Origin of the sequence: Stenotrophomonas maltophilia, assembly GCF_001274595.1 — a bacterium.
Lineage (GTDB): Bacteria > Pseudomonadota > Gammaproteobacteria > Xanthomonadales > Xanthomonadaceae > Stenotrophomonas > Stenotrophomonas forensis.
In genome coordinates this window covers 3,788,815-3,809,330 of sequence record NZ_CP011010.1, presented here as the reverse complement: position 1 = coordinate 3,809,330, position 20,516 = coordinate 3,788,815, and the positions used below count along the sequence as shown (strand labels likewise).

Genomic DNA, 20,516 nt, shown 5'->3' with positions numbered 1-20,516 from the left:
AGCCCCCATGGATGGGTTTACGGCGTCTCCCGCAACCGGACCCACCCCGCCATCCCACGGACTGCCCGCTTTTGACGTTGACGTTGACGTTGCCGTTGCCGTTGATTCTGCGGGTGCAGGGCGCAGCCCTGCCGATAACCCTCCCTCCTGCGACGGTTCGTCGCACGGGCATCCCTGGACCCGGCTCTACACTAGCGGGGTGACCCGCCTGTCCCGCCCGCAGCGCCTCCTGCTCCAGCTCGCCGTCCTGGCGACGCTGCTGATGGTGCTTGCGCCACTGGTCAGCCGCGCGCTGCAGGCACAGCCGATGGATCACGCGGCAAGGGTGGGCATGGACCACGCCGCCATGGGCCATGACAGGCAGGACATGGCCATGCCCGGGCACGATCACCACAGCGCAGCGCCGGCATCGCCCAGCCGTCCGGCCGACCCGCACGCCATGCATGGCGAAGCCTGCGAATACTGCGTGCTGGCCATGCGCCTGCTGCCATGGCTGGCGGTGCTGGTGCTGCTGTTGCCGCTGCTGTGGCGGCCGCGGCTGGCGTTCCCGTGGTCGCAACGCGTGTTGCCCGCCGCGCGCTGGCCGGCACATGCCGCACGCGGGCCGCCGCGCGCTTCCATCGTCCGCTGATGTCCCTATCGAATCTGCCGCACGACGCCTGACCGGGCGCCGTGCGCGCGTGCGTACCCTGGAGCTGTTCCGATGAAAATGACTTCCCGCCCCGCGGGCGCCTATGCGCGCCTGCCGGTTGCCCTTGGCCTGGCCGTGGCCGCGTCACTGGCCCACGCTGCGCCCGCCGACGAGGCGCGCACCCTCGACACGATGGTGGTGACCGCCGCCGCACCGTCTTCACCGCTGCACTGGGTGACCGATCCGCGCCTGCCGCGGCAGCCGGTACCGGCCAGCGACGGTGCCGATTACCTCAAGACCGTTCCCGGCTTCTCGGCCATCCGCAACGGTGGCACCAACGGCGACCCGGTGCTGCGCGGCATGTTCGGTTCGCGCCTGAACATCCTCAGCAACGACGGCAACCTGATCGGTGCCTGCCCGTCACGCATGGATAATCCGCTGTCCTACATCGCGCCGGAGAGCTTCGACCGGCTGACCATCATCAAGGGGCCGCAGAGCGTGCGCTGGGGCGCGGGGGCCTCGGCCGGCACCGTGCGCTTCGAACGCGATACGCCGCGCTTCGAAGAACCGGGCCTGCGCGCCGACGCCAGTGCGCTGGTCGGTTCGCGCAACCGCAACGACCAGGTGCTGGACCTGACCCTGGGCAACCCGACCGGTTACGTGCGCGCCAGTGGCAACCGTTCCGAGGCCGACGACTACAAGGATGGCAACGGTGATGTGGTGCCGTCGAAGTGGCGCAAGTGGAACGGCGACGTGGCCATCGGCTGGACGCCGGATGCCGACACGCTGCTGGAAATCTCCGCTGGTGCCGGTGATGCGATCGCGCGCTACGCCGGGCGTGGCATGGATGGCGCTGCCTTCGAACGCACCAGCTACGCCGCGCGCTTCGAGAAACGCAACCTGCCCGGCGCGTGGGACACGGTGCAGGCCAACGTGTACTACAACGAGGCCGACCACGTGATGGACAACTACACGCTGCGTACGCCGAATCCGCACAGCATGATGCCGATGCCGATGGCCTCCAACGTGGACCGCCGTACCCAGGGCGGCCGGGTCAGTTCCGAATGGCACTGGCAGGACGTGCAGCTGGTGGCGGGTGTGGATGGCGAGGACAGCCGCCATCGCGGTCGCATGGGCATGGGCCGCGGCACCTACCGCCAGGCCGCCTGGGAGACCGATGCCAACTTCCGTCGCTATGGCGCGTTTACCGAGATGACCCTGGGCGCCGGCACCGACCAACGCTGGATCACTGGCCTGCGCATCGATCGCGCCAGCGTGCGCGACGAGCGGCAGTCGATTCGCGGGATGATGGGCAACATGCCCAATCCGACCGCGGGCCAGCGCCGCAAGGAATGGCTGGGCAGCGGTTTCCTGCGCTACGAACAGGACCTGGCCGATGGCCTGACCTGGTATGCCGGCCTCGGTCGCAGTGAGCGCATGCCCGACTACTGGGAGCTGTTCTCGCCCGACCATGGCCCGGCTGGCGCGCCGAACGCGTTTGCCGGCATCCAGCCCGAGCGCACCACCCAGTTTGACGTGGGCCTGCAGTACAAGGGGCCACGCGTGCAGGCCTGGGTCTCTGCGTATGCCGGGCAGATCCAGGACTACATCCTGTTCACCTACCACGGCAGCGGCATGATGGGCATGAGCCAGGCCAGCAACGTCGACGCACGCATTGCCGGCGCCGAGGCGGGGTTGGAAGTGAGCGTGGCCGAACAATGGAAACTGGGTGGCACGTTGGCCTACGCCTGGGGCGAGAACCGCGACCAGCAGCGTCCGCTGCCACAGATGCCGCCACTGGAAGCGCGCCTGAGCGCGAACTGGGAAGGCCAGCGCTGGAGTGCCGGTGCGCTGCTGCGCGCGGTAACCCACCAGCACCGTGTCGCAGATGGCCAGGGCAACGTCGTCGCCCAGGACCTCGGACCAAGCGCCGGCTTCGCAACCTTCGCGCTCAATGCCGCCTACCGTTTCAGTTCGCAGCTGCAGCTCAGCGCGGGCGTCGACAATCTGTTCGACCGGGCCTACAGCGAGCACCTGAACCTGGCCGGCAGCGCCGACTTCGGCTTCCCGGCCGACCCGGTGCGCATCAACGAGCCGGGGCGCAGCGTGTGGATGAAGGTGAATTACCGGTATTGATCCGTTCGTGTCACCGGTAGCGCCGGGCAATCCCCGGCGCTGCAGGCGCGGCTGGATACACCCCGACACACGCCGACACTGCCCACGGCAGCCTTGCACGGAACGGGTTCAAGGCGCTATCGCGGCCCTGGTTCCACGGCGGTAAACGCTTGGCACATACCGATTTTGCAGGCGCTTGCCTACACTCGGCGGCCGTGGATCAATCAGGACCGTTCATGTTGGCTCGTATCGCTTCGACCCTGGCCCTTGGCCTCAGCCTGGCCGTGCTGGCCGGGTGCGCAGGCAAGCAGGAGGCCGCCGCGCGTCGGCAGGGCGAAGCGGTGCCGGTGACCGCGCAGGTGGTGCAGCCCACGCAGTGGAACGACACCCTGCAGGCACTGGGCACGGCCAAGGCGCGCGAGTCGATCAGCGTCACCGCCAAGGTCAGCGAGATTGTCGAGAAGGTGCACTTCGAAAGCGGCCAGCACATCGCCGCCGGTGCGCCGATCGTGACCCTGCGTGGGCAGGCCCAGGAAGCGGCGCTGGTGCAGGCGCAGGCCACCTTCCATGAGGCCGACCAGCTGTACAAGCGCCAGCGCGAACTGGCCACCCAGCGCCTGGTGTCCAGCGCCACGCTGGATACGCAGAAGTCGATCCGCGATGCCGCCGAAGCGCGCGTGGCGCAGATGCAGTCGGACATCGGTGACCGTCGCGTGCGCGCGCCGTTCGCCGGCGTGCTCGGCATCCGCCAGGTCAGCCCGGGCACGCTGCTGACGCCGACCACGGTGATCGCCACGCTCGATGACATCGAACACATGCACATCGATTTCCAGGTGCCGGAAGTGGAACTGGCCGCACTGGGCGTGGGTGACAAGGTCAGCGCCACCAGCGTGGCCTGGCCGGGCCGTACCTTCGAGGGCGTGGTCAGCACCATCGATGCGCGCATCGACCCGGCCACCCGCGCGGTGACCGTGCGCGCTGATTTCGCCAACGGCGACCACGCGCTGCGCCCGGGCATGCTGCTGGACGTGCGCCTGTTCCACCCCGAACGCGCGGCGCTGGTGGTGCCGGAAATCGCCGTGGTGCAGGTCGGCCGGGACACCTTCGTCTACCGCATCAAGCCCGACGACAGCGTCGAACGGGTGGACGTGGTCACCGGCGCGCGCCGTGCCGGCGTGGTCGAGATCAAGCAGGGCCTGGAGGCCGGGCAGCGCATCGTGGTGGATGGCACCGGCAAGCTGCGCCCGGGCCTGAAGGTCGCCGCCAAGGACGCCGCACCGGCCAGTGGTGCCAAGCCGGCTGACGCGCCGGCGCCGGTCGCCGCCGAGGGCCACGGCGGATGAAGCTGTCCGACATCTCCATCCAGCGGCCGGTATTCGCCGTGGTGATGAGCCTGTTGCTGCTGGTGCTGGGCGTGATGTCCTTCACCCGCCTGACCCTGCGCGAGCTGCCAGCCATCGATCCGCCGATCGTCTCGGTCTCGGTGGACTACACCGGCGCTTCGGCGGCGGTCATCGAAAGCCGCATCACCCAGGTGCTGGAAGATGCGCTGGCCGGCATCGAAGGCATCGACACGATCAACGCGCGCAGCACCAACGGCCGCTCGCAGGTCAGCATCGAGTTCACCTCCAACCGCGATATCGAAGCGGCGGCCAACGACGTGCGTGATGCGGTCAGCCGCGTCGCCGACCGCATGCCGGAAGAGGCGCGGCCGCCGGAAATCGCCAAGGTCGAAAGCGATGCCGACCCGATCATCTGGTTCAACATGGTCTCCTCGACCATGGACACGCTGGAACTGAGCGACTACGCCGATCGCTACGTGGTCGATCGCTTCTCCAGCCTGGACGGCGTGGCCCAGGTCCGCATCGGTGGCCGCCAGCGCTACGCGATGCGCATCTGGCTGGACCGTGACCAGCTGGCCGCGCGCGGCCTGACCACCGGCGATGTGGAAACGGCGCTGCGCAACGAGAACGTGGAACTGCCGGCGGGTCGCATCGAATCGACCGACCGTGATTTCACCCTGCGCGTGGAGCGCAACTACATCAAGCCGGAAGACTTCGCGACCATCCCGCTGGGCAAGGGCCGCGACGGTTATGTGGTGCGCATGGGCGACGTGGCGAAGATCGAGCTGGCTTCGGCCGAGCGCCGCGCCTACTACCGCAGCAACGGCGAGCCGGGCATCGGCCTGGGCATCGTCAAGACCTCCACCGCCAACTCGCTGGACGTAGCACGTGTCGCACGCGCGGAAGCCGAGCGGGTTGCGTTGACGCTGCCCAAGGGCACGCAGATCTTCGTCGCCTTCGACAACACAACCTTCATCGAGGCAGCGGTGGATCGCGTCTACGCCACGCTGGTCGAGGCGATGATCCTGGTGCTGGCGGTGATCTGGCTGTTCCTGGGCAGTTTCCGCGCCGCACTGATTCCTGCAGTGACGGTGCCGGTCTGCCTGGTGGCCGCTTTCATCGCGCTGTACGCGTTCGATTTCTCGATCAACCTGCTGACCCTGCTTGCCCTGGTGCTGTGCATCGGCCTGGTGGTGGACGATGCGATCGTGGTGGTGGAGAACGTGCAGCGCCGCATCGACCTGGGGGAGCCACCGCTGGTCGCCTCCAAGCGCGGTACCGCGCAGGTCGCCTTCGCGGTGATCGCCACCACCGCCGTGCTGGTGGCGGTGTTCCTGCCGGTCGGCTTCCTGGAAGGCAACACCGGGCGCCTGTTCCGTGAACTGGCGGTGGCGCTGGCGGCGGCGGTGGCGTTGTCCGCCTTCGTCGCGCTGACGCTGACGCCGATGATGGCCTCCAAGCTGCTCAAGCCGCACACCGGGCAGGCGCCGCGCGGCCTGCATGGCTTCGTCAACCGCAACCTGGAGCGCCTGGCCGGCGCCTATGGCCGCGTGCTGGACCACCATGTCGACCGCACCTGGATCTACCTGCTGGTGATGGTGGCCGCGCTGGCCGCCAGCTGGGGCCTGCTCAAGCTGCTGCCCTCGGAGCTGGCCCCGGCCGAAGACCGTGGCTCGTTCCAGATCATGATCGATGGCCCGGAAGGCGCCGGCTACGACTACACCGTGCAGCAGGTGCAGCAGGTGGAAGCGATGCTGGCCCCGCACGTGGGCGCGGACAAGCCGATCGTGCGCGCCAACCCGCGCGTGCCCGGTGGCTGGGGCGCCAGCGAGGAAATGCACACCGGCCGTGTCAGCATCTTCCTGCAGCCCTGGCGGCAGCGCAGCGAAGGCACGCCAGAGGTGGCCAACGAGCTGCAGAAAGAACTGGACACCATCCGCGGCGTGCGCGTGCGTACGCAGGTGGGCGGGGGCCTGGTGCGCAGTGGCGGGCAGCCGTTCCAGATCGTGCTGGGCGGGCCGGAATACGCCGAGATCGCGCAGTGGCGCGATCGCATCCTGCTGCGCATGGCCGACAATCCCGGCCTGGTCGGCCCGGATTCGGACTACAAGGAAACCCGACCGCAGATGCGGGTGAACATCGACCGCCAGCGTGCGGCCGACCTCGGCGTGCCGGTTACCGCGATCGGCTCGGCGCTGGAAACCATGATGGGCTCGCGTCGTGTCACCACCTTCGTCGACAACGGCGAGGAGTACGACGTGCTGGTGCAGGCCGGTCGCGATGGACGTGCCAGCCCGGCCGACCTGGCCGCGATCCGCGTGCGTGCCACCTCTGGCGAGCTGGTGCCGCTGTCCAACCTGGTCACGCTGAGTGAAGTGGCCGAGGCGGGCACCCTGAACCGCTTCAACCGCCTGCGCTCGATCACCATCACCGCGGGCCTGGCGCCGGGCTATCCGCTGGGCGAGGCCATCGCCTGGGCGCAGAACGTGGCCCGCGAGGAACTGCCGCAGTACGCGCAGGTGAACTGGAAGGGCGAGTCGCGCGAGTACCAGAGCGCCGGTGGCGCGGTGCTGCTGACCTTCGCCATGGCGTTGCTGGTGGTGTACCTGGTGCTGGCCGCGCAGTTCGAGAGTTTCATCCACCCGCTGACGATCATGCTGACCGTGCCGCTGGGCGTGCTCGGTGCGCTGGTCGGGTTGTGGGTGAGTGGGGGTACGGTGAACCTGTTCAGCCAGATCGGCATCGTCATGCTGGTCGGCCTGGCTGCGAAGAACGGCATCCTCATCGTCGAGTTCGCCAACCAGCTGCGTGACGATGGGCGCACGGTACGCGAGGCGATCATCGAATCGGCGATGGTGCGCCTGCGCCCGATCCTGATGACCTCGATCGCCACTGTGGTTGGCGCGGTCCCGCTGGTGGTGGCCGGTGGCCCGGGTTCGGCCAGCCGTGGCACGATCGGCATCGTGATCATCTTCGGCGTGACTCTCTCGACCTTCCTGTCGCTGTTCGTGGTGCCGGCGTTCTACGCGCGATTGGCGCCCTATACGCGTTCGCCGGAAGCGGTGAAGCGCGAGCTGGAGAAGCAGGAAGCCGCGTCGCCGTCGGTGGGTGGCCATGCCTGACCCGGCGCAGCGCCTGTACGGTGACGGCTTCGTGCTGAGGCCGTGGTGCAGCGACGACCTGGACTCGTTGCTGCGCCACGCCAATGACGCCGAGGTCTCGCGCGGCCTGCGCGACCGCTTCCCGTTCCCGTACACCCGCGAGGATGGCGAGGCGTTCCTCGCCGGCCGCGTACTGGCGCCCGGAACGCTCAACCTGGCCATCGAGATCGACGGCCATGCCTGCGGCAGCATCGGTGCCCAGCAGGGCAGCGCCGAGCGCGCGCATATGGCCGAGCTGGGCTACTGGCTGGGGCAGGCCTACTGGGGCCAAGGGCTGATGACCCGCGTGGTCGGCCTGTTCGCACCGTGGGTGATGGACGAGCTGCGCCTGTTCAGGCTGCAGGCCGGGGTGGTCGATTTCAACCTCGGTTCGGTCCGGGTGCTGGAAAAGAACGGTTTCCAGGAAGAGGGCATTGACCGCTGTGCGGTCTACAAGCGTGGCGTCCTGCACGACCTGCGCCGGTTTGCCCGGGTACGCATGCAGCTGCCCTGAGCGGCGAATTCCTTCTGGCGCTACCGCAGCGGCCTTCGATCAGGGAGAATCGACCGGTCCCCTCCAGCCGACGGGACGTCCTTACAACCCGCCGACTGGAGAGAGCGCGCGTGGAAGCTACCGTACATTTCATCAACAGCATCATCTGGAGCAAGGCACTGATCTTCATGTGCCTGGCCGCCGGCCTGTTCTTCAGCCTGCGCACCCGCTTCATGCAGATCCGTGGTTTCGTCGAGATGTGCCGCCTCACCGTGTCGGGTGAGAAGTCCGACGCCGGCGTGTCCTCGTTCCAGGCGCTGGCCATGTCGATGGCCGGCCGCATGGGCATCGGCAACATCGCCGGCGTGGCCACCGCCATCGCCTTCGGCGGCCCGGGTGCCATCTTCTGGATGTGGGTGATGGGCTTCCTCGGCGCGTCCACCTCGTACGTGGAATGCACCCTGGCGCAGATCTACAAGACCAAGGATGCCGAAGGCCGCTACCGCGGTGGCCCCGCCTACTACATCGAAAAGGCCATGGGCCTGAAGTGGTACGCGCTGGCCTTCGCCATCGCCACGATCATCGCGGCCGGCTTCCTGATGCCGGGCGTGCAGGCCAACGCCATCGCCGACAGCATCATCAACGCCTGCCGTGGCACCGCGCTGTGCGGCCCGCTGGACGGCCAGGCCTTCGGCATGGAATCGGTGCAGGCGCTGAAGCTGGGCATCGGCATCGTGGTGGCACTGCTGCTGGGCGTGGTGATCTTCGGTGGCGTCAAGCGCATCGCCAATTTCGCCGAAGTGGTGGTGCCGTTCATGGCCGCCGGCTTCATCCTGATGGCCATCGTCATCATGATCATCAACTACGATCGCGTGCCGGAGATGTTCGGCATCATCTTCAAGAGTGCCTTCGGCACCCACGCCGCGTTCGGCGCGATGATGGGCCTGGCGGTGGAGTGGGGCATCAAGCGCGGCATCTATGCCAATGAAGCCGGGCAGGGCTCGGGTCCGCACGCGGCAGCCGCTTCGGAAGTCTCGCACCCGGCCAAGCAGGGTTACGTGCAGGCCTTCGCCATCTACTTCGACACCATGATGGTGTGCACCGCCACTGCGTTCCTGATCCTGGCCAGCGGCACCTACAACGTGTACTCGCCGGCAGGTGCCAGCGCCCCGCCGATCTTCCAGGGCCTGGCCGGCATTCCGGAAGGCGCGGGCTATGCGCAGGCCGGCGTGGAAGCGGTGCTGCCGGGCTGGGGCTCGGCGTTCGTCTCGATCGCCATCTTCTTCTTCGCCTTCACCACCATCATGGCGTACTACTACATGGCCGAGACCAACCTCAGCTATGTGAACCACAACAAGAAGCGCCCGCTGACCGTGCTGGTGCTGCGCCTGGGCATCATCGGCATGGTGGTGTTCGGTGCGTTCCACAATGCGACCCTGGCCTGGGCGCTGGGTGACATCGGCGTTGGCCTGATGGCCTGGCTGAACATCATCGCCATCCTCATCATCCAGAAGCCGGCGATGCTGGCCCTGCGTGACTACGAACGACAGAAGAAGCTGGGCCTGGATCCGGTGTTCGACCCTGATGCCCTGGGCATCAAGAACGCCGATTTCTGGCGCCAGCGCAAGCAGGAGAGTGTGTAAGTGAACAACCCTTGGAACAACCGCCGCCCGTCCGCCCGTCCGCCGCGCGCAACGCCGTTGCCGCGCCCGGAGGTGCCGGCTGCGGGCGGTGGTGGGCGCGGCGGCAGCGACGAGCTGCGCCTGTACGGCCTGAACGCCGTGCTGGCCGCGTTCGACGCGCGGCCGCAGGCGCTGCGCAAGCTGTACCTGCTGGAGGCGCGCATCCCGCGCCTGCAGCCGCTGCTGAAGTGGTGCGTGGCCAACCGCGTGGGCTATCGCGTGGTCGAGGACGGCGATCTGAACAAGCTCGCCGGTACCACCCATCACGAAGGCGTGGTGGCCGATGTGCTGCGCGCACCGGCACTGCCGTTGGCGCAGTGGCTGCAGCAGGTCGGTGACGGCCCGGCACTGGCGCTGTGGCTGGACGGCGTGGGCAACCCGCACAACCTCGGCGCGATCCTGCGCTCGGCAGCGCACTTCGGCGCCAAGGCGCTGCTGCTGCCCGAAGGCAGCACGCTGGCGCTGTCCGGTGCCGCCGCGCGCGTGGCGGAGGGCGGTGCCGAAGCGGTGCCGCTGGTGCAGTTGCCGGCCACCGCGCAGGCGATGGCGCAGCTGCGGGACGCTGGTTTCGGCCTGGCCGCGACCCTGGTCGAGGGCGGTGACGATGTATTCCGTGCGGTGCTTCCGGCGCGGCTGGTGTATGTGATGGGTGCCGAGGGCGAAGGCATGGACCGTGCGCTGGCCAGCCAGTGCGATCAGCAGGTTTCCATTCCCGGCAGCGGCGCGGTGGAAAGCCTGAACGTGGCCTCGGCCACGGCAGTGCTGCTGGCGCAGTGGGCGAGCCGTCGCGACGGCTGATACTGCCGCGATACCGTCCCATCGACGACCTGGACCCGGCCCCTCTGGCCGGGTTTTCTTTTGCGCGGTGCGGAAACAGGCGTGCCGCGCTGCGCGGCTGGCGGGCCAATCACTTCACCGCGTGTCGCATCAAGCGCGCTTGATCGAGGATCAGGTGTTTTTAGTAATTGTCTCATTGTCGAGCCATATCCCGCATCGCACGGTGGATCTCCATCCAACGTCGAACAGGAGTGGTTCCCATGCATCGAGTCAAACATCCCACGATGCGCGCATCCCTGCTGCTGGCCCTGTGTGCGCTCGCCGCACCGGCGGTGCACGCCGATGAGCGAAGCCTGGACGGCATCAACTTCACCGGACCGCTGATCACCCCGAATCCGGCCGGCCTGCCGCAGGGCAACTGGTACATCGAGCCCTATCTGGTGCGGGTTGACAGCCGCGACCACTATGACGACAACGGTGATCGTCGCCGCAGTGCCGAGCGCAGCGGCGCGTGGGCAACCGTGGTGCCGATCATCTATGGCTTCAGCGACCGGGTGATGGGCCAGGTCAACCTCAGTGCCTCACGTTCGGAATCCGGCAGCGCACGCAGCAGTGGTTTCCGCGCTGGCGACACCACCGCACGGTTGCAGTACCTCCTGCAGGCGCCGAACGCCGATGGCACCCGCCCGGCCATCTCGGTCGCGCTGGTACAGCGCTTCAGCACCGGCAGCCATGACCGCATCACCGGCAATCCGCTCGATGCGCAGGGCGACGGCGTGCAGCGCACCACCGCTGCGCTGGGCGTGCAGCAGGTGGTGTGGCTGGGCAACGACCGCCCGCTGCGGTGGCGGGCCCAGTTCAGCGCCGGCCCCGCTCCCTCGCGTACCGCCATTTCCGGCACCAGCGTCTACGGTACCGACGACAGCTTCCAGGGTCACATCGCGCGTGGCTCGGTGCTGGGGCTGTCGGTGGGCGCCGAGTACAGCTTCAATTCGCGCTGGGTGGGGGTGATGGAAATGGCCGCCAGCCGCGAGACCGGCCAGCGGCTGAGTGGCTTTGCCCGCAACGGCGCGGGGGAAATCGAGCGCATCGACGAACGCCGCCCGGCCAGCCGCAACGTCAGCCTGGCGCCTGCCGTGGAGTATCACTTCAGCCCTTCGCTGGGGCTGATCGTCGGCGTCGAATTCACCGTGGCCGGGCGCAACACCGGGCGTATCGTCAGCCCCCAGGTCGCCCTGGGCATGTTCTTCTGAGGGGCCGCCGATGAACATCGAATCCATCGTCAATGCGATCCTGGGCGTGGTCTGGAGCCCCTACCTGGTGGTGCTGTGCCTGCTCACCGGCCTGTACTTCAGCGTGCGTACCCGCTTCATCCAGCTGCGCGCGCTGCCGGACATGCTGCGCCTGGTGTTCCGCCACGAACGCTCCGAGTCCGGAGTGTCACCGTTCCAGGCACTGTCGATCTCGCTGTCCAGCCGGGTCGGCGTAGGCAACATCGCCGGCGTGGCCATGGCCATCGCCTTCGGCGGCCCGGGGGCGATCCTCTGGATGTGGGTGGTGGCCTTTCTCGGTGCCTCCAGTGCCTTCATCGAATCCACCCTGGCGCAGATCTACAAGGACCGTGATGCCAAGGGCCAGTACCGCGGCGGGCCGGCGTACTACATCGAGAAGGGCCTGGGCCAGCGCTGGTATGCAGTGCTGTTCGCGCTGGTGACCGTGCTCGCCGGCGCCATGCTGGCAGGGACCCAGTCCAATGCCATCACCAGTGCGGTGAACGAAGCCTGGGATGTGCCGGTGATGAGCACCACCGTGGTGCTGCTGGTGGTGCTGGGCATCATCCTGATCGGTGGTGTGCGGCGCATCGCGCGAGTGGCGGAATGGGTGGTGCCGCTGATGGCGGTGGCCTACCTGATGGTTGCCGCAGTGGTAATGGTGCTCAACGCGGAAAAAGTGCCCGGCGTGATCATGCTGGTGCTGAACAGCGCATTCGGCGTGGACGCGGCCTTCGGCGCGATGATCGGCACCGCCATCCAGTGGGGCGTTCGCCGCGGCGTGCTGTCCAACGAGGCCGGCATGGGCAGTGGCGCGCATGCGGCCGCTGCCGCCGAAGTCTCGCATCCGGTCAAGCAGGGACTGGTGCAGTCATTCTCGGTCTACATCGACACGATGGTGGTGTGCAGCGCAACCGCATTCCTGATCCTGTCCACCGGCCTGTACAACATCTACGACCCGGCGGTGAACGGCATTCCCGATGAGGCCCGCCTGCTGCTGGCCAATCTTCCGGGTGTCGAGGCCGGGCCGCGTTTCGTGCAGCACGCCGTGGAATCGGCGCTGCCGGGCTTCGGCCGTTCGTTCGTGGCGCTTGCGATCCTGCCATTCGCATTCACCACCATCCTGGCGCTGTACTACATGGCCGAAACCAACGTCAGTTACTTGTGCCGGGATCGTCCTTCGCGGTGGGCGATGGGGGCATTCCAGCTGCTGTTCCTGGCGGTTGCCGGCTACTCGGCGGTGAACAGCGCAACGGTGGCATGGTCGCTGGGCGACATCGGGGTGGGCCTGATGAGCTGGCTCAACATCATCGCCATCCTGCTGCTGCAGAAGCCGGCGTTGGCGGCATTGCGCGACTACGAACAGCATCGCCATGCCGGTACGGAACCATTGTTCAATCCACAGCGGCTGGGCGTGCGCAACACCCGTGTGTGGGAGGGCTGACAGGATCGGGGTCAGATCCCTCGTCAGGGCGAGGGCTCTGACCCACGCCATCGCCCTGTGGGTGCGAACCTCGGTTCGCACCGCTCTTCCCGCTGCGCTCGCCGGGCATGGCCCGGCGCCAGCGTCATTCGTTCGGCGGCGTGGTCGCCTTGGCCTCGCTGCCGAAACCACCGTCAGCTTCCGCGGCCAGGTACGCGAATACCGTGTAGGCAGCCACGTTCTGCGCCAGTGCCTTCGGGTCGATCTTGTCCAAAGTGTCGTCGGCGGTGTGATGCAGGTGGAAGTAGTCCGAGCCATCCTGCGCCAGCCACGCCCACGCACCGCCCTTGGCCGCCAGCGGGCCGACATCCGGGCCCGGGCCGCCCTTGTCGGCCTGGTACTCGATGCCCAGCGGCTTCATCACTTCGGCGATCTGCCGGGTCGCTTCGCGCGAGCCTTCCGGGTTCGGCGAGCCGGTGTTGAAGGCATAGACGCGGCCGGCACCGAAGTCGCTCTCGGCTGCCAGCTGATGCAGGGCCACGTCCTTGGCGTGCGCTTCGGCGTAGGCCTTGCCGCCGTACAGCCCCTGTTCCTCGTTGGCGAAGGCGATCACGCGAATGGTGCGCTTCGGTGCCTGCTTGAGCTGGCCGATCAGGTGCCCGGCCGCCATGGTGATGCCCACGCCTGCGCCGTCATCGACTGCGCCGGTGCCCAGGTCCCACGAATCCAGATGGCCACCGATCACCACCACTTCCTTCGGCAGGCTGCGGCCGGTGATCTCGCCGATCACGTTGTACGAGGTGGCCGTGCCATCCCAGCCGCAATCCAGCGCCACCTTCACCGTGGTGCTGCCACGGGCCAGCAGGCGCGCCAGCTGATCGGCGTCGGGCACCGACAGTGCTGCCGACGGCACCGGCGTCAGGCCTTCATCGAAGCGGGTGATACCGGTGTGCGGCACGCGATGCGAGTCGGTACCCGCCGAGCGCATCAGGAAGCCGACCGCACCCTTGCGGATCGCCTCCGACGGGCCCTTGCTGCGGATCGCGCCGCCACGGCCGTAGTCGCGGCCATCGCGGAACGGCAGCATCTGGTAATCGACGAAAGCGATCTTGCCCTTCAGCGAGCCGGCCGGTGCGGCCTGCAATGCGGCCAGATCGGCAAAGCGCACCACTTCGGCTTCAACGGTGCCGCCCGGGCTGCCGCCCAGCGCGGTGATCTGCAGCGGCTGCGGGTTCCTGCCGGTCACCGCGGCATGTTCGCTGCGGCGTTCCCACTTCGGGAACGTCACCGGTTCCTTCCATACCTTGTCGAAACCGAGTGCCTTGAACTTGGCTTCGGCCCAGGCCACGGCCCGGGCATCGGCTTCGCTGCCGGCGATGCGCGGACCGATCTCGGTGGTGAGCGATTCGACCACCTTCCAGCCGGTGTCGTCAGCCAGTGCCTGGTCGCGCAGCTGTGCGGCGGTAGCCAGCGAGGCCGGGGGCAGGGTGGTGGTGCGCGGCGCCGCGAAGGCCGGGGCGGCCAGCAGGGCGAGGGAGGATGCGATGGCAAGCACACGGCGACGCATGGACAACTCCGGGAAGGGACCTAAGCCTTGGAGCTTAACAGTCGTTCAGGCGTGTGCATGGGCGGGAGGTCATGGCTGGCGCGAACGCTGTTTTCCGCCACGTCCGGCAAAGCGAAAGCCCCGCCGGAGCGGGGCTTTCGTGCGGTCGCGGTAGTGCCGGCCGCTGGCCGGCTCCCGCATGTTCCGATGTTGCCGGCCAGCGGCCGGCACTACCGTTCTGCGACCTTACTTCTTCAGGCTGTCGCGGATCTCGCGCAGCAGCACCACTTCCTCGGCCGGTGCGGCCGGGGCGGCTTCCTGCTTGCGCGACAGGCGGTTGATCGTCTTTACCACCAGGAAGATGGCGAACGCCACGATCACGAACTGGATCAGCGTATTGATGAAGTCGCCATAGCCGATCACCACCGCCGGGATCTCCTTGCCGTCGGCACCGATGCTGGCCGGTGACAACGTCCAGGCCAGCTGCGAGAAGTCCACCTTGCCGATCAGCAGGCCCAGCGGCGGCATGATGATCTTCTCGACCAGTGCGGTCACGATCTTGCCGAAGGCGGCGCCGATCACCACGCCGACGGCGAGGTCGATGACGTTGCCGCGCATCGCGAATTCCTTGAACTCGGTGAGCATTCCCATTGTTGTTTTTCTCCGGGGGGGAAGTGGACAGCGCGCAGGGTAGCGCAGGTGATGTCAGCCGGCGATCACGCCGTGGCGCTCGGCCACGTTTTCCAGGCGGGCACTGAAGCGGTCGCCGGGCTTCAGCGCGGCCACCCCGGACGGGGTGCCCATGAATACCAGGTCGCCGGCGCGCAGCTGCCACAGCTTGGACAGCTCATGCAGGATCTCCGGCACGTTCCAGATCATCTGGTCGAGCAATGCCTGCTGGCGCACTTCGCCGTTGACCTCCAGCGACAGGTTCAGCGCGGCCAGGTCACCAACCTCGGCGGCATGTACGATCTCGCTGATCGGCGCGGAGGCATCGAAGCCCTTGGCGGCATCCCACGGGTGGCCCTTGTCCTTGGCGGCCGCCTGCAGATCGCGGCGGGTCAGGTCCAGGCCGACGGCATAGCCGTAGACCAGTGCATCGGCATCGGCCACGGCCAGCTCGCCGGCCGGCGCGTCACGGCCGATGGCCACCACCAGTTCCACTTCGTGGTGCAGGTTGGCGGTCGCCGGCGGATAGGGAATGGCATCGTCATGGCCGACCACGATCGCATCGGCGGGCTTGCTGAAGAACATCGGGCGGCCGCGGTCATCGGCGGCCGGCACCACCGCGCCCATTTCACGGGCATGGTCGGCGAAGTTGCGGCCCACGCAGTAGATGCGGTGCACGGGGAAACTGCCGCCGCCCACGACCGGCACACGCGGCAGGGCAACGGCAGGGATCACATCGGAGACATCGGACATGCGGGCATCCAGGAAGGGCGTGCCCGCAGTCTAGAACGCATGGCGCCCGCCGTCAGCGGGCGCGGAAGGCATGGATCAACGCGAGGCCGGCAGCACAGGCTTGCGCACCACGCGGTACTCGCCCTCGACCACGGTCGGATCGACCGGACGGGCGGTGCCCGGCTTGCGCGAGGCCAACAGCTTCCACGCCAGCCCGACCAGGATCATCGCCGCACCGACGAACACGCCGATGAACACCATCGCGGCCAGGATCGCCAGGCCGAGCAGGCCCACGGCAACGCGCACCAACGGATGACGCGGCTTGCGCGGCGCGAACAGGGTGCGGAACTGGGTGAAGGCGGATGCGCGATTGAACATGGCGGCTCGATAGGCTGGGATCAGCGAAAACAGAGTATCGGGACGCGCCACTGTCATTGAGTGAAAAACTCGTTAAATATAGCCTGTGCTTATTACGAATCAATGACTTGTGTTCATCTTGCAGCCAGTCACCTGAGCAGGCGTGCGACAATGCCGCTTTACTGTCCGAGCCTTCGCCATGACTGCCGCTGCTGCCCTGATCGCCCTTGATGCCATTGCCGATGGCGCGTTTGCCGAGGTCGAAGCGGTGGTTGATGGCGATGCCGAGTCGGTGCTGCTGTATCGCGACGGCGCGCAGGTGCGTGCCTTCCTGAACATCTGCCCGCATGCCGGCCGCCGCCTGGACTGGGCGCCGGGCCAGTTCCTGAAGAGCCGCGAGGGCCACCTGGTGTGCGCGGCACATGGCGCTTCGTTCGCGCTGGACAGCGGCGACTGCATCGCCGGCCCGTGCAAGGGCGACCGCCTGCGGGCCGTGCCAGTGGATGTGCGCGACGGGCAGGTCTATCTGGCCTGAGGCCAGCCAGGGGGCGGATCCGTTTTCCTCAGGAAAACGGCTCTGACCCCATCAAGCCAGGAGCAGTCGAGCGCGGCTCGACTCTACAAAAGCCGTGTTGACCAAGGTCGACAACTACCAGAGCGAGATCCGTGCCGACCAACGGTCGGCACCCACCACCAGCCGCGTGAAACTGTCGAAGGCGGGGCACTGTGGGTTTGCGGGGTGTGAGCGGCATGGATGCCGCGACCAAGCCCCCATGGATGGGTTTACGGCGTCCCCGCAAACCCACAGTGCCCCGCCATCCCACGGAATGCACGCTGTTGCTGTTGAGGTTGCCGGCCAGCGGCCGGCACTACCGGGGTGCAGGGCGCAGCCCTGCCAACAAACCCAACCCTCAGAACATCAGGTTGATCATCAACACCACCACGCAGGTGTAGATCAGCGACAGCGGGCCGCCGACCCGCCACATCTCGCGCGGGGTGTAGTTGGCCGGACCGGTGATCATCGAGATCACCGGATTGGAGGCCGTCATCAGGTTGTTGGACGCCGACAGCGCCACGATCAGCGCGAATGCGGTCGGGCTGCCGCCGGCAGCCAGCGCCAGGTTCACCGCGATGGGGACCATCACGATGGTCGCACCCACATGGCTGATCACCAGCGAGAACGCGGTGGTCAGCAACGCCAGCGCCACCTCCAGCACCCACAGCGGAATGCCGGTGGGCAGCTTGTCGATGGTATGGCCGGCCACCCATGCCGCCGCGCCACTGGAGTCCATTGCCCAGCCGAGCGGAATCAGCCCGGCCATCATGAACACCGTCTTCCAGTTGATCGAGGCATAGGCCTCGTCCATGCGCAGCACGCCGGTCAGCAGCATGCCGGCCACGCCGGTCATCAGGGTCAGCGCCACCGGTAGCTTGCTGGTCAGCGCGATCAGGATGGTCAGCGCGAAGATCGCCATCGCGATCTTGAACTTGTGCGGGCGCTGCTCGCCGGTCGGGTAATCGGTCACCACCACGAAGTCCCGGCTCTTGGCGGCCTGTGCCAGGTCGGTCCAGATGCTGTGGAAGACCAGCATGTCGCCCGCACGCAACTGCACGTCGCGCACGTCTTCGCGGATCACCTGCTTGTCGCGGTTGATCGCCAGCAGGCTGATGCCGCGTTCCTTGCGCAGGCGCAGGTCGGCCGCGCTCTTGCCGATCACGTTCGAGGTCGGCGGCACCACCGCCTCGGAAATGCCGGCGCGGCTGGGGTTGAACAGGTCGCCCAGGTGCTTCAGGCGCGAGGACATGCGCAGGAACTGGTTCTGCGCGAAATCGCTGATCTGCTGGCGCGGGCCCATCGCACCCAGCACGCTGCCAACCCAGATGCGCATCTCCGCAGGCGGTGCCAGGCGGGTGTCGTTGCCGGTCTTCAGGGCCAGCAGCAGCGGTGCATCGTGCAGGTTCTCCGCCTCGCCCAGGGTCATGCCCACCAGCGGGCTTTCGGCGCTGACCACCAGCTCGAACACATCACCTTCGATGCCGTAGGTCTTGGCGAAGTAGCTTTCGGTACGTGCCGGGGTGACCCCGTCGTTGACCAGGTTCTCTTCCTCGATCAGCTTGCGGTCGCCGTAGTAGCGGAAGTACAGCAGCGAGGCAACCAGCAGCGCCACGCCGATCGGCAGCGGCGCGAACATGCGCAGCGGCTCGATGGTGGCCAGGCCCGAGGGCAGGTTGTTGTTGGCCGAGGCCAGCAGGTCGTTCAGCAGGATCAGCGGCGAGTTGCCGACCATGGTCAGCGCGCCGCCCATCACGATCGCCGCCGAGATCGGCAGCAGCAGGCGCTGCAGGGTCAGCCCGGTGCGCGCGGCCAGTCGCGAGGCGACCGGCAGGTACAGCGCCATCACCGACGGGTTCTGCATGAAGGACGAGTTCAGGCCGGCAATGGCCGTGGTCATCATCAGCAGCCGCTGCTCGACGCCGTGTCCGCGCCGCAGCAGCCAGGCGGCCAGCCGGTTCAGCGCCCCGGTGCGATCCAGGCCCGCACCGAGGATGGTGGTGGCGATGATGCTCATCACCGCGTTACCGGAGAAACCGCCGAAGATCTCCTCCGGTGCGATCAGCCCGGTGACGCCGAGCACCACCAGTACCACCAGTGCGACCACGTCGGCGCGGATGCGCTCGAACAGGAACATCGCCATCGTGAAGCCGACCAGCCCAAGCACGAGCTTCATGTCGTTGGTCAGCGTCAGCGCGGTATCCATGTGGGGCGCGGCGTCCTCAGGCGATCGTCAGGTGCGGTCGTACAACAGGTCCCAGACGCCATGGCCGAGCTTCTGGCCGCGGGTCTCGAAGTGGGTCTGCGGACGCCAGTCCGGGCGCGGAACGCTGCCGCGCGGGCCGGCACGGTTGACCAGCCCGGCGGTGGCGTCGAGCACGTCCCACATCTGCTCGGCGTAGTCCTCCCAGTCGGTCGCGCAGTGCAGGCGGCCGCCCGGGCGCAGCTTGCGCACCAGCAGTTCGGCGAACGCCGGCTGCAGCAGGCGGCGCTTGTTGTGGCGCTTCTTGTGCCACGGGTCCGGGAAGTAGATGCGCACTTCATCCAGCGCGCCGTCGGCGATCTCGTTCTGCAGCACTTCCACCGCATCGTGGTGGTACAGGCGCACGTGGTCGGCGTTGTCGTCGGCCAGCGCGTTCAGCAGCCGGCCCACGCCGGGCGCATGCACCTCGATGCCGATGTAATCACGCGACGGGTCGTGCTGGGCCGCGAAGCGCAGCGCGGCGCCGTTGCCGAAGCCGATTTCCAGCACCTTGTGGGCGGGGCGACCGAAGGTGGCGTCCAGATCGCGCGGCTGGCCGTTGTAGTCGATGCCGAAACGCGGCCAGCGTTCGTCGAACGCACGCTGCTGGGCGGGGGTGAATCGGCCCTGGCGCAACACGAAGCTGCGCACTTCACGGCGGCCTTCGCTGACGGTGAAGGGCTTGGGCGGGGCCTTGGAGCCGGCGCTGTCGAAAGGATTGGTCATCAGCCGATCAGCCCATCCACCGGAGAGGAGGCACTGGCGTAGCGTTTGCGCGGGATGCGCCCGGCCAGGAACGCCTCGCGGCCGGCTTCGACCGCCTTGCGCATCGCGCTGGCCATCAGCACCGGGCTGCGCGCGCCGGCGATGGCGGTGTTCATCAGCACGCCGTCGCAGCCCAGCTCCATCGCGATCGCCGCGTCCGAGGCGGTGCCCACGCCGGCGTCGACGATGATCGGCACCTTGGCGTCTTCGATGATCTGCAGCAGGTTGTACTTGTTCTGGATGCCCAGGCCCGAGCCGATCGGCGCGGCCAGCGGCATCACCGCGGCGCAGCCGATCTCTTCCAGGCGCTTCGCCAGGATCGGGTCGTCGGAGGTGTAGACCATCACCTCGAAGCCGTCCTTGACCAGCTGTTCGGCGGCCTTGAGGGTCTGCACCACGTCCGGGTACAGCGACTTCTGGTCGCCCAGCACTTCCAGCTTGGTCAGGTTGTGGCCGTCCAGCAGCTCACGGGCCAGGCGGCAGGTGCGCACGGCGTCCTCGGCGGTGTAGCAGCCAGCGGTGTTGGGCAGGATGGTGTAACGGTCCGGCGGCAGCACGTCCAGCAGGTTCGGTTCGCCCGGGTTCTGGCCGATGTTGGTCCGGCGGATGGCCACGGTGACGATCTGGGCGCCTGCAGCCTCGGTGGCCAGGCGGGTTTCTTCCAGGTCCTTGAACTTGCCGGTGCCAGTCAGCAGCCGCGAGCCATAGGTCTTGCCGGCGATCACCAGCGAATCGGGGGAGACATGAACGTTCATGGCGCGATTATCGCTTATCCGC

The 20,516-nt window shown here is 67.6% G+C and carries 17 protein-coding genes; 10 read left to right on the top strand and 7 right to left on the bottom strand.

All coding sequences use genetic code 11. From position 1 onward, the window contains the following. Window positions 1-199: 199 nt before the first annotated feature. The 9 genes from VN11_RS17390 to VN11_RS17350 all read left to right on the top strand — a co-directional run bounded on the left by VN11_RS17390 (window position 200) and on the right by VN11_RS17350 (window position 12,896). Window positions 200-631: a DUF2946 domain-containing protein gene (locus tag VN11_RS17390; protein ID WP_053450646.1), complete on the top strand. Its 432-nt coding sequence runs from the start codon at window positions 200-202 to the stop codon at window positions 629-631. 72 nt (window positions 632-703) lie between these two features. Beyond that, window positions 704-2,767 (top strand): TonB-dependent copper receptor, encoded by a 2,064-nt coding sequence (locus VN11_RS17385; RefSeq protein WP_053450645.1) that lies wholly within the window; start codon window positions 704-706, stop codon window positions 2,765-2,767. Between the two features lie 215 nt (window positions 2,768-2,982). After that, window positions 2,983-4,089, top strand: a complete 1,107-nt coding sequence (locus tag VN11_RS17380) for an efflux RND transporter periplasmic adaptor subunit (protein WP_053450644.1) — start codon at window positions 2,983-2,985, stop codon at window positions 4,087-4,089. Then, window positions 4,086-7,211 (top strand): efflux RND transporter permease subunit, encoded by a 3,126-nt coding sequence (locus tag VN11_RS17375; RefSeq protein WP_053450643.1) that lies wholly within the window; start codon window positions 4,086-4,088, stop codon window positions 7,209-7,211. The genes VN11_RS17380 and VN11_RS17375 overlap by 4 nt, the downstream gene beginning before the upstream one ends. Next, window positions 7,204-7,743: a GNAT family N-acetyltransferase gene (locus tag VN11_RS17370; RefSeq protein WP_053450642.1), complete on the top strand. Its 540-nt coding sequence runs from the start codon at window positions 7,204-7,206 to the stop codon at window positions 7,741-7,743. The genes VN11_RS17375 and VN11_RS17370 overlap by 8 nt, the downstream gene beginning before the upstream one ends. 110 nt (window positions 7,744-7,853) lie before the next feature. Then, window positions 7,854-9,365: an alanine/glycine:cation symporter family protein gene (locus VN11_RS17365; RefSeq protein WP_053450641.1), complete on the top strand. Its 1,512-nt coding sequence runs from the start codon at window positions 7,854-7,856 to the stop codon at window positions 9,363-9,365. After that, a complete protein-coding gene (locus VN11_RS17360; RefSeq protein WP_053450640.1) occupies window positions 9,366-10,202 on the top strand; it encodes a TrmH family RNA methyltransferase in 837 nt (278 codons plus the stop codon). Window positions 10,203-10,441: 239 nt separating this feature from the next. Further along, the gene (locus VN11_RS17355; RefSeq protein ID WP_053450639.1) at window positions 10,442-11,434 is read left to right on the top strand and encodes a hypothetical protein; all 993 of its coding nucleotides are present in this window, start codon (window positions 10,442-10,444) and stop codon (window positions 11,432-11,434) included. 10 nt (window positions 11,435-11,444) lie between these two features. Then, window positions 11,445-12,896, top strand: a complete 1,452-nt coding sequence (locus VN11_RS17350) for an alanine/glycine:cation symporter family protein (RefSeq protein ID WP_053450638.1) — start codon at window positions 11,445-11,447, stop codon at window positions 12,894-12,896. 124 nt (window positions 12,897-13,020) lie between these two features. Here the strand turns inward: VN11_RS17350 and VN11_RS17345 are convergent, their stop codons facing one another. The 4 genes from VN11_RS17345 to VN11_RS17330 form a co-directional block, all read right to left on the bottom strand. Next, window positions 13,021-14,442 carry a M28 family peptidase gene (locus VN11_RS17345; RefSeq protein ID WP_053450637.1) on the bottom strand — a complete coding sequence of 474 codons (1,422 nt, stop codon included), beginning with the start codon at window positions 14,440-14,442 and terminating at the stop codon, window positions 13,021-13,023. 225 nt (window positions 14,443-14,667) lie between these two features. Continuing rightward, window positions 14,668-15,072 carry a large-conductance mechanosensitive channel protein MscL gene (gene mscL / locus VN11_RS17340; protein ID WP_004154386.1) on the bottom strand — a complete coding sequence of 135 codons (405 nt, stop codon included), beginning with the start codon at window positions 15,070-15,072 and terminating at the stop codon, window positions 14,668-14,670. A 54-nt stretch (window positions 15,073-15,126) separates the two neighbouring features. Continuing rightward, on the bottom strand, window positions 15,127-15,843 hold the full coding sequence (locus VN11_RS17335; RefSeq protein WP_053450636.1) for a fumarylacetoacetate hydrolase family protein: 717 nt from the start codon (window positions 15,841-15,843) through the stop codon (window positions 15,127-15,129). Between the two features lie 75 nt (window positions 15,844-15,918). Further along, entirely contained in the window at window positions 15,919-16,200 is a 282-nt protein-coding gene (locus tag VN11_RS17330) for a hypothetical protein (RefSeq protein ID WP_049457686.1), read from the bottom strand. Window positions 16,201-16,378: 178 nt separating this feature from the next. On the opposite strand from VN11_RS17330, the gene VN11_RS17325 reads away from it, so the two are divergent. Next, window positions 16,379-16,714, top strand: a complete 336-nt coding sequence (locus tag VN11_RS17325) for a Rieske (2Fe-2S) protein (protein WP_004154391.1) — start codon at window positions 16,379-16,381, stop codon at window positions 16,712-16,714. Between the two features lie 376 nt (window positions 16,715-17,090). On the opposite strand, the gene VN11_RS17320 is transcribed toward VN11_RS17325, so the two are convergent. Genes VN11_RS17320 through VN11_RS17310 form a run of 3 tightly spaced genes read right to left on the bottom strand, consistent with a single transcriptional unit; the run spans window position 17,091 to window position 20,494 of the window. Next, window positions 17,091-18,938, bottom strand: coding sequence for an SLC13 family permease (locus VN11_RS17320; RefSeq protein WP_053450635.1), 1,848 nt, complete (start codon window positions 18,936-18,938; stop codon window positions 17,091-17,093). 27 nt (window positions 18,939-18,965) lie between these two features. Next, on the bottom strand, window positions 18,966-19,700 hold the full coding sequence (gene trmB, locus VN11_RS17315) for a tRNA (guanosine(46)-N7)-methyltransferase TrmB (protein ID WP_010481468.1): 735 nt from the start codon (window positions 19,698-19,700) through the stop codon (window positions 18,966-18,968). After that, complete coding sequence (locus VN11_RS17310) at window positions 19,700-20,494, bottom strand: thiazole synthase (protein WP_053450634.1); 795 nt, start codon at window positions 20,492-20,494, stop codon at window positions 19,700-19,702. The genes trmB and VN11_RS17310 overlap by 1 nt, the downstream gene beginning before the upstream one ends. Window positions 20,495-20,516: the final 22 nt, after the last annotated feature.

Excerpts from the sequence above, each read along its gene's own strand:
- VN11_RS17385 (WP_053450645.1), top strand. The coding sequence starts at position 704 with ATGAAAATGACTTCCCGCCCCGCGGGCGCCTATGCGCGCCTGCCGGTT.
- VN11_RS17380 (WP_053450644.1), top strand. The coding sequence starts at position 2,983 with ATGTTGGCTCGTATCGCTTCGACCCTGGCCCTTGGCCTCAGCCTGGCC.
- VN11_RS17375 (WP_053450643.1), top strand. The coding sequence starts at position 4,086 with ATGAAGCTGTCCGACATCTCCATCCAGCGGCCGGTATTCGCCGTGGTG.
- VN11_RS17370 (WP_053450642.1), top strand. The coding sequence starts at position 7,204 with ATGCCTGACCCGGCGCAGCGCCTGTACGGTGACGGCTTCGTGCTGAGG.
- VN11_RS17355 (WP_053450639.1), top strand. The coding sequence starts at position 10,442 with ATGCATCGAGTCAAACATCCCACGATGCGCGCATCCCTGCTGCTGGCC.
- VN11_RS17350 (WP_053450638.1), top strand. The coding sequence starts at position 11,445 with ATGAACATCGAATCCATCGTCAATGCGATCCTGGGCGTGGTCTGGAGC.
- VN11_RS17345 (WP_053450637.1), bottom strand. The coding sequence starts at position 14,442 with ATGCGTCGCCGTGTGCTTGCCATCGCATCCTCCCTCGCCCTGCTGGCC.
- mscL (WP_004154386.1), bottom strand. The coding sequence starts at position 15,072 with ATGGGAATGCTCACCGAGTTCAAGGAATTCGCGATGCGCGGCAACGTC.
- VN11_RS17335 (WP_053450636.1), bottom strand. The coding sequence starts at position 15,843 with ATGTCCGATGTCTCCGATGTGATCCCTGCCGTTGCCCTGCCGCGTGTG.
- VN11_RS17330 (WP_049457686.1), bottom strand. The coding sequence starts at position 16,200 with ATGTTCAATCGCGCATCCGCCTTCACCCAGTTCCGCACCCTGTTCGCG.
- VN11_RS17325 (WP_004154391.1), top strand. The coding sequence starts at position 16,379 with ATGACTGCCGCTGCTGCCCTGATCGCCCTTGATGCCATTGCCGATGGC.
- VN11_RS17320 (WP_053450635.1), bottom strand. The coding sequence starts at position 18,938 with ATGGATACCGCGCTGACGCTGACCAACGACATGAAGCTCGTGCTTGGG.
- trmB (WP_010481468.1), bottom strand. The coding sequence starts at position 19,700 with ATGACCAATCCTTTCGACAGCGCCGGCTCCAAGGCCCCGCCCAAGCCC.
- VN11_RS17310 (WP_053450634.1), bottom strand. The coding sequence starts at position 20,494 with ATGAACGTTCATGTCTCCCCCGATTCGCTGGTGATCGCCGGCAAGACC.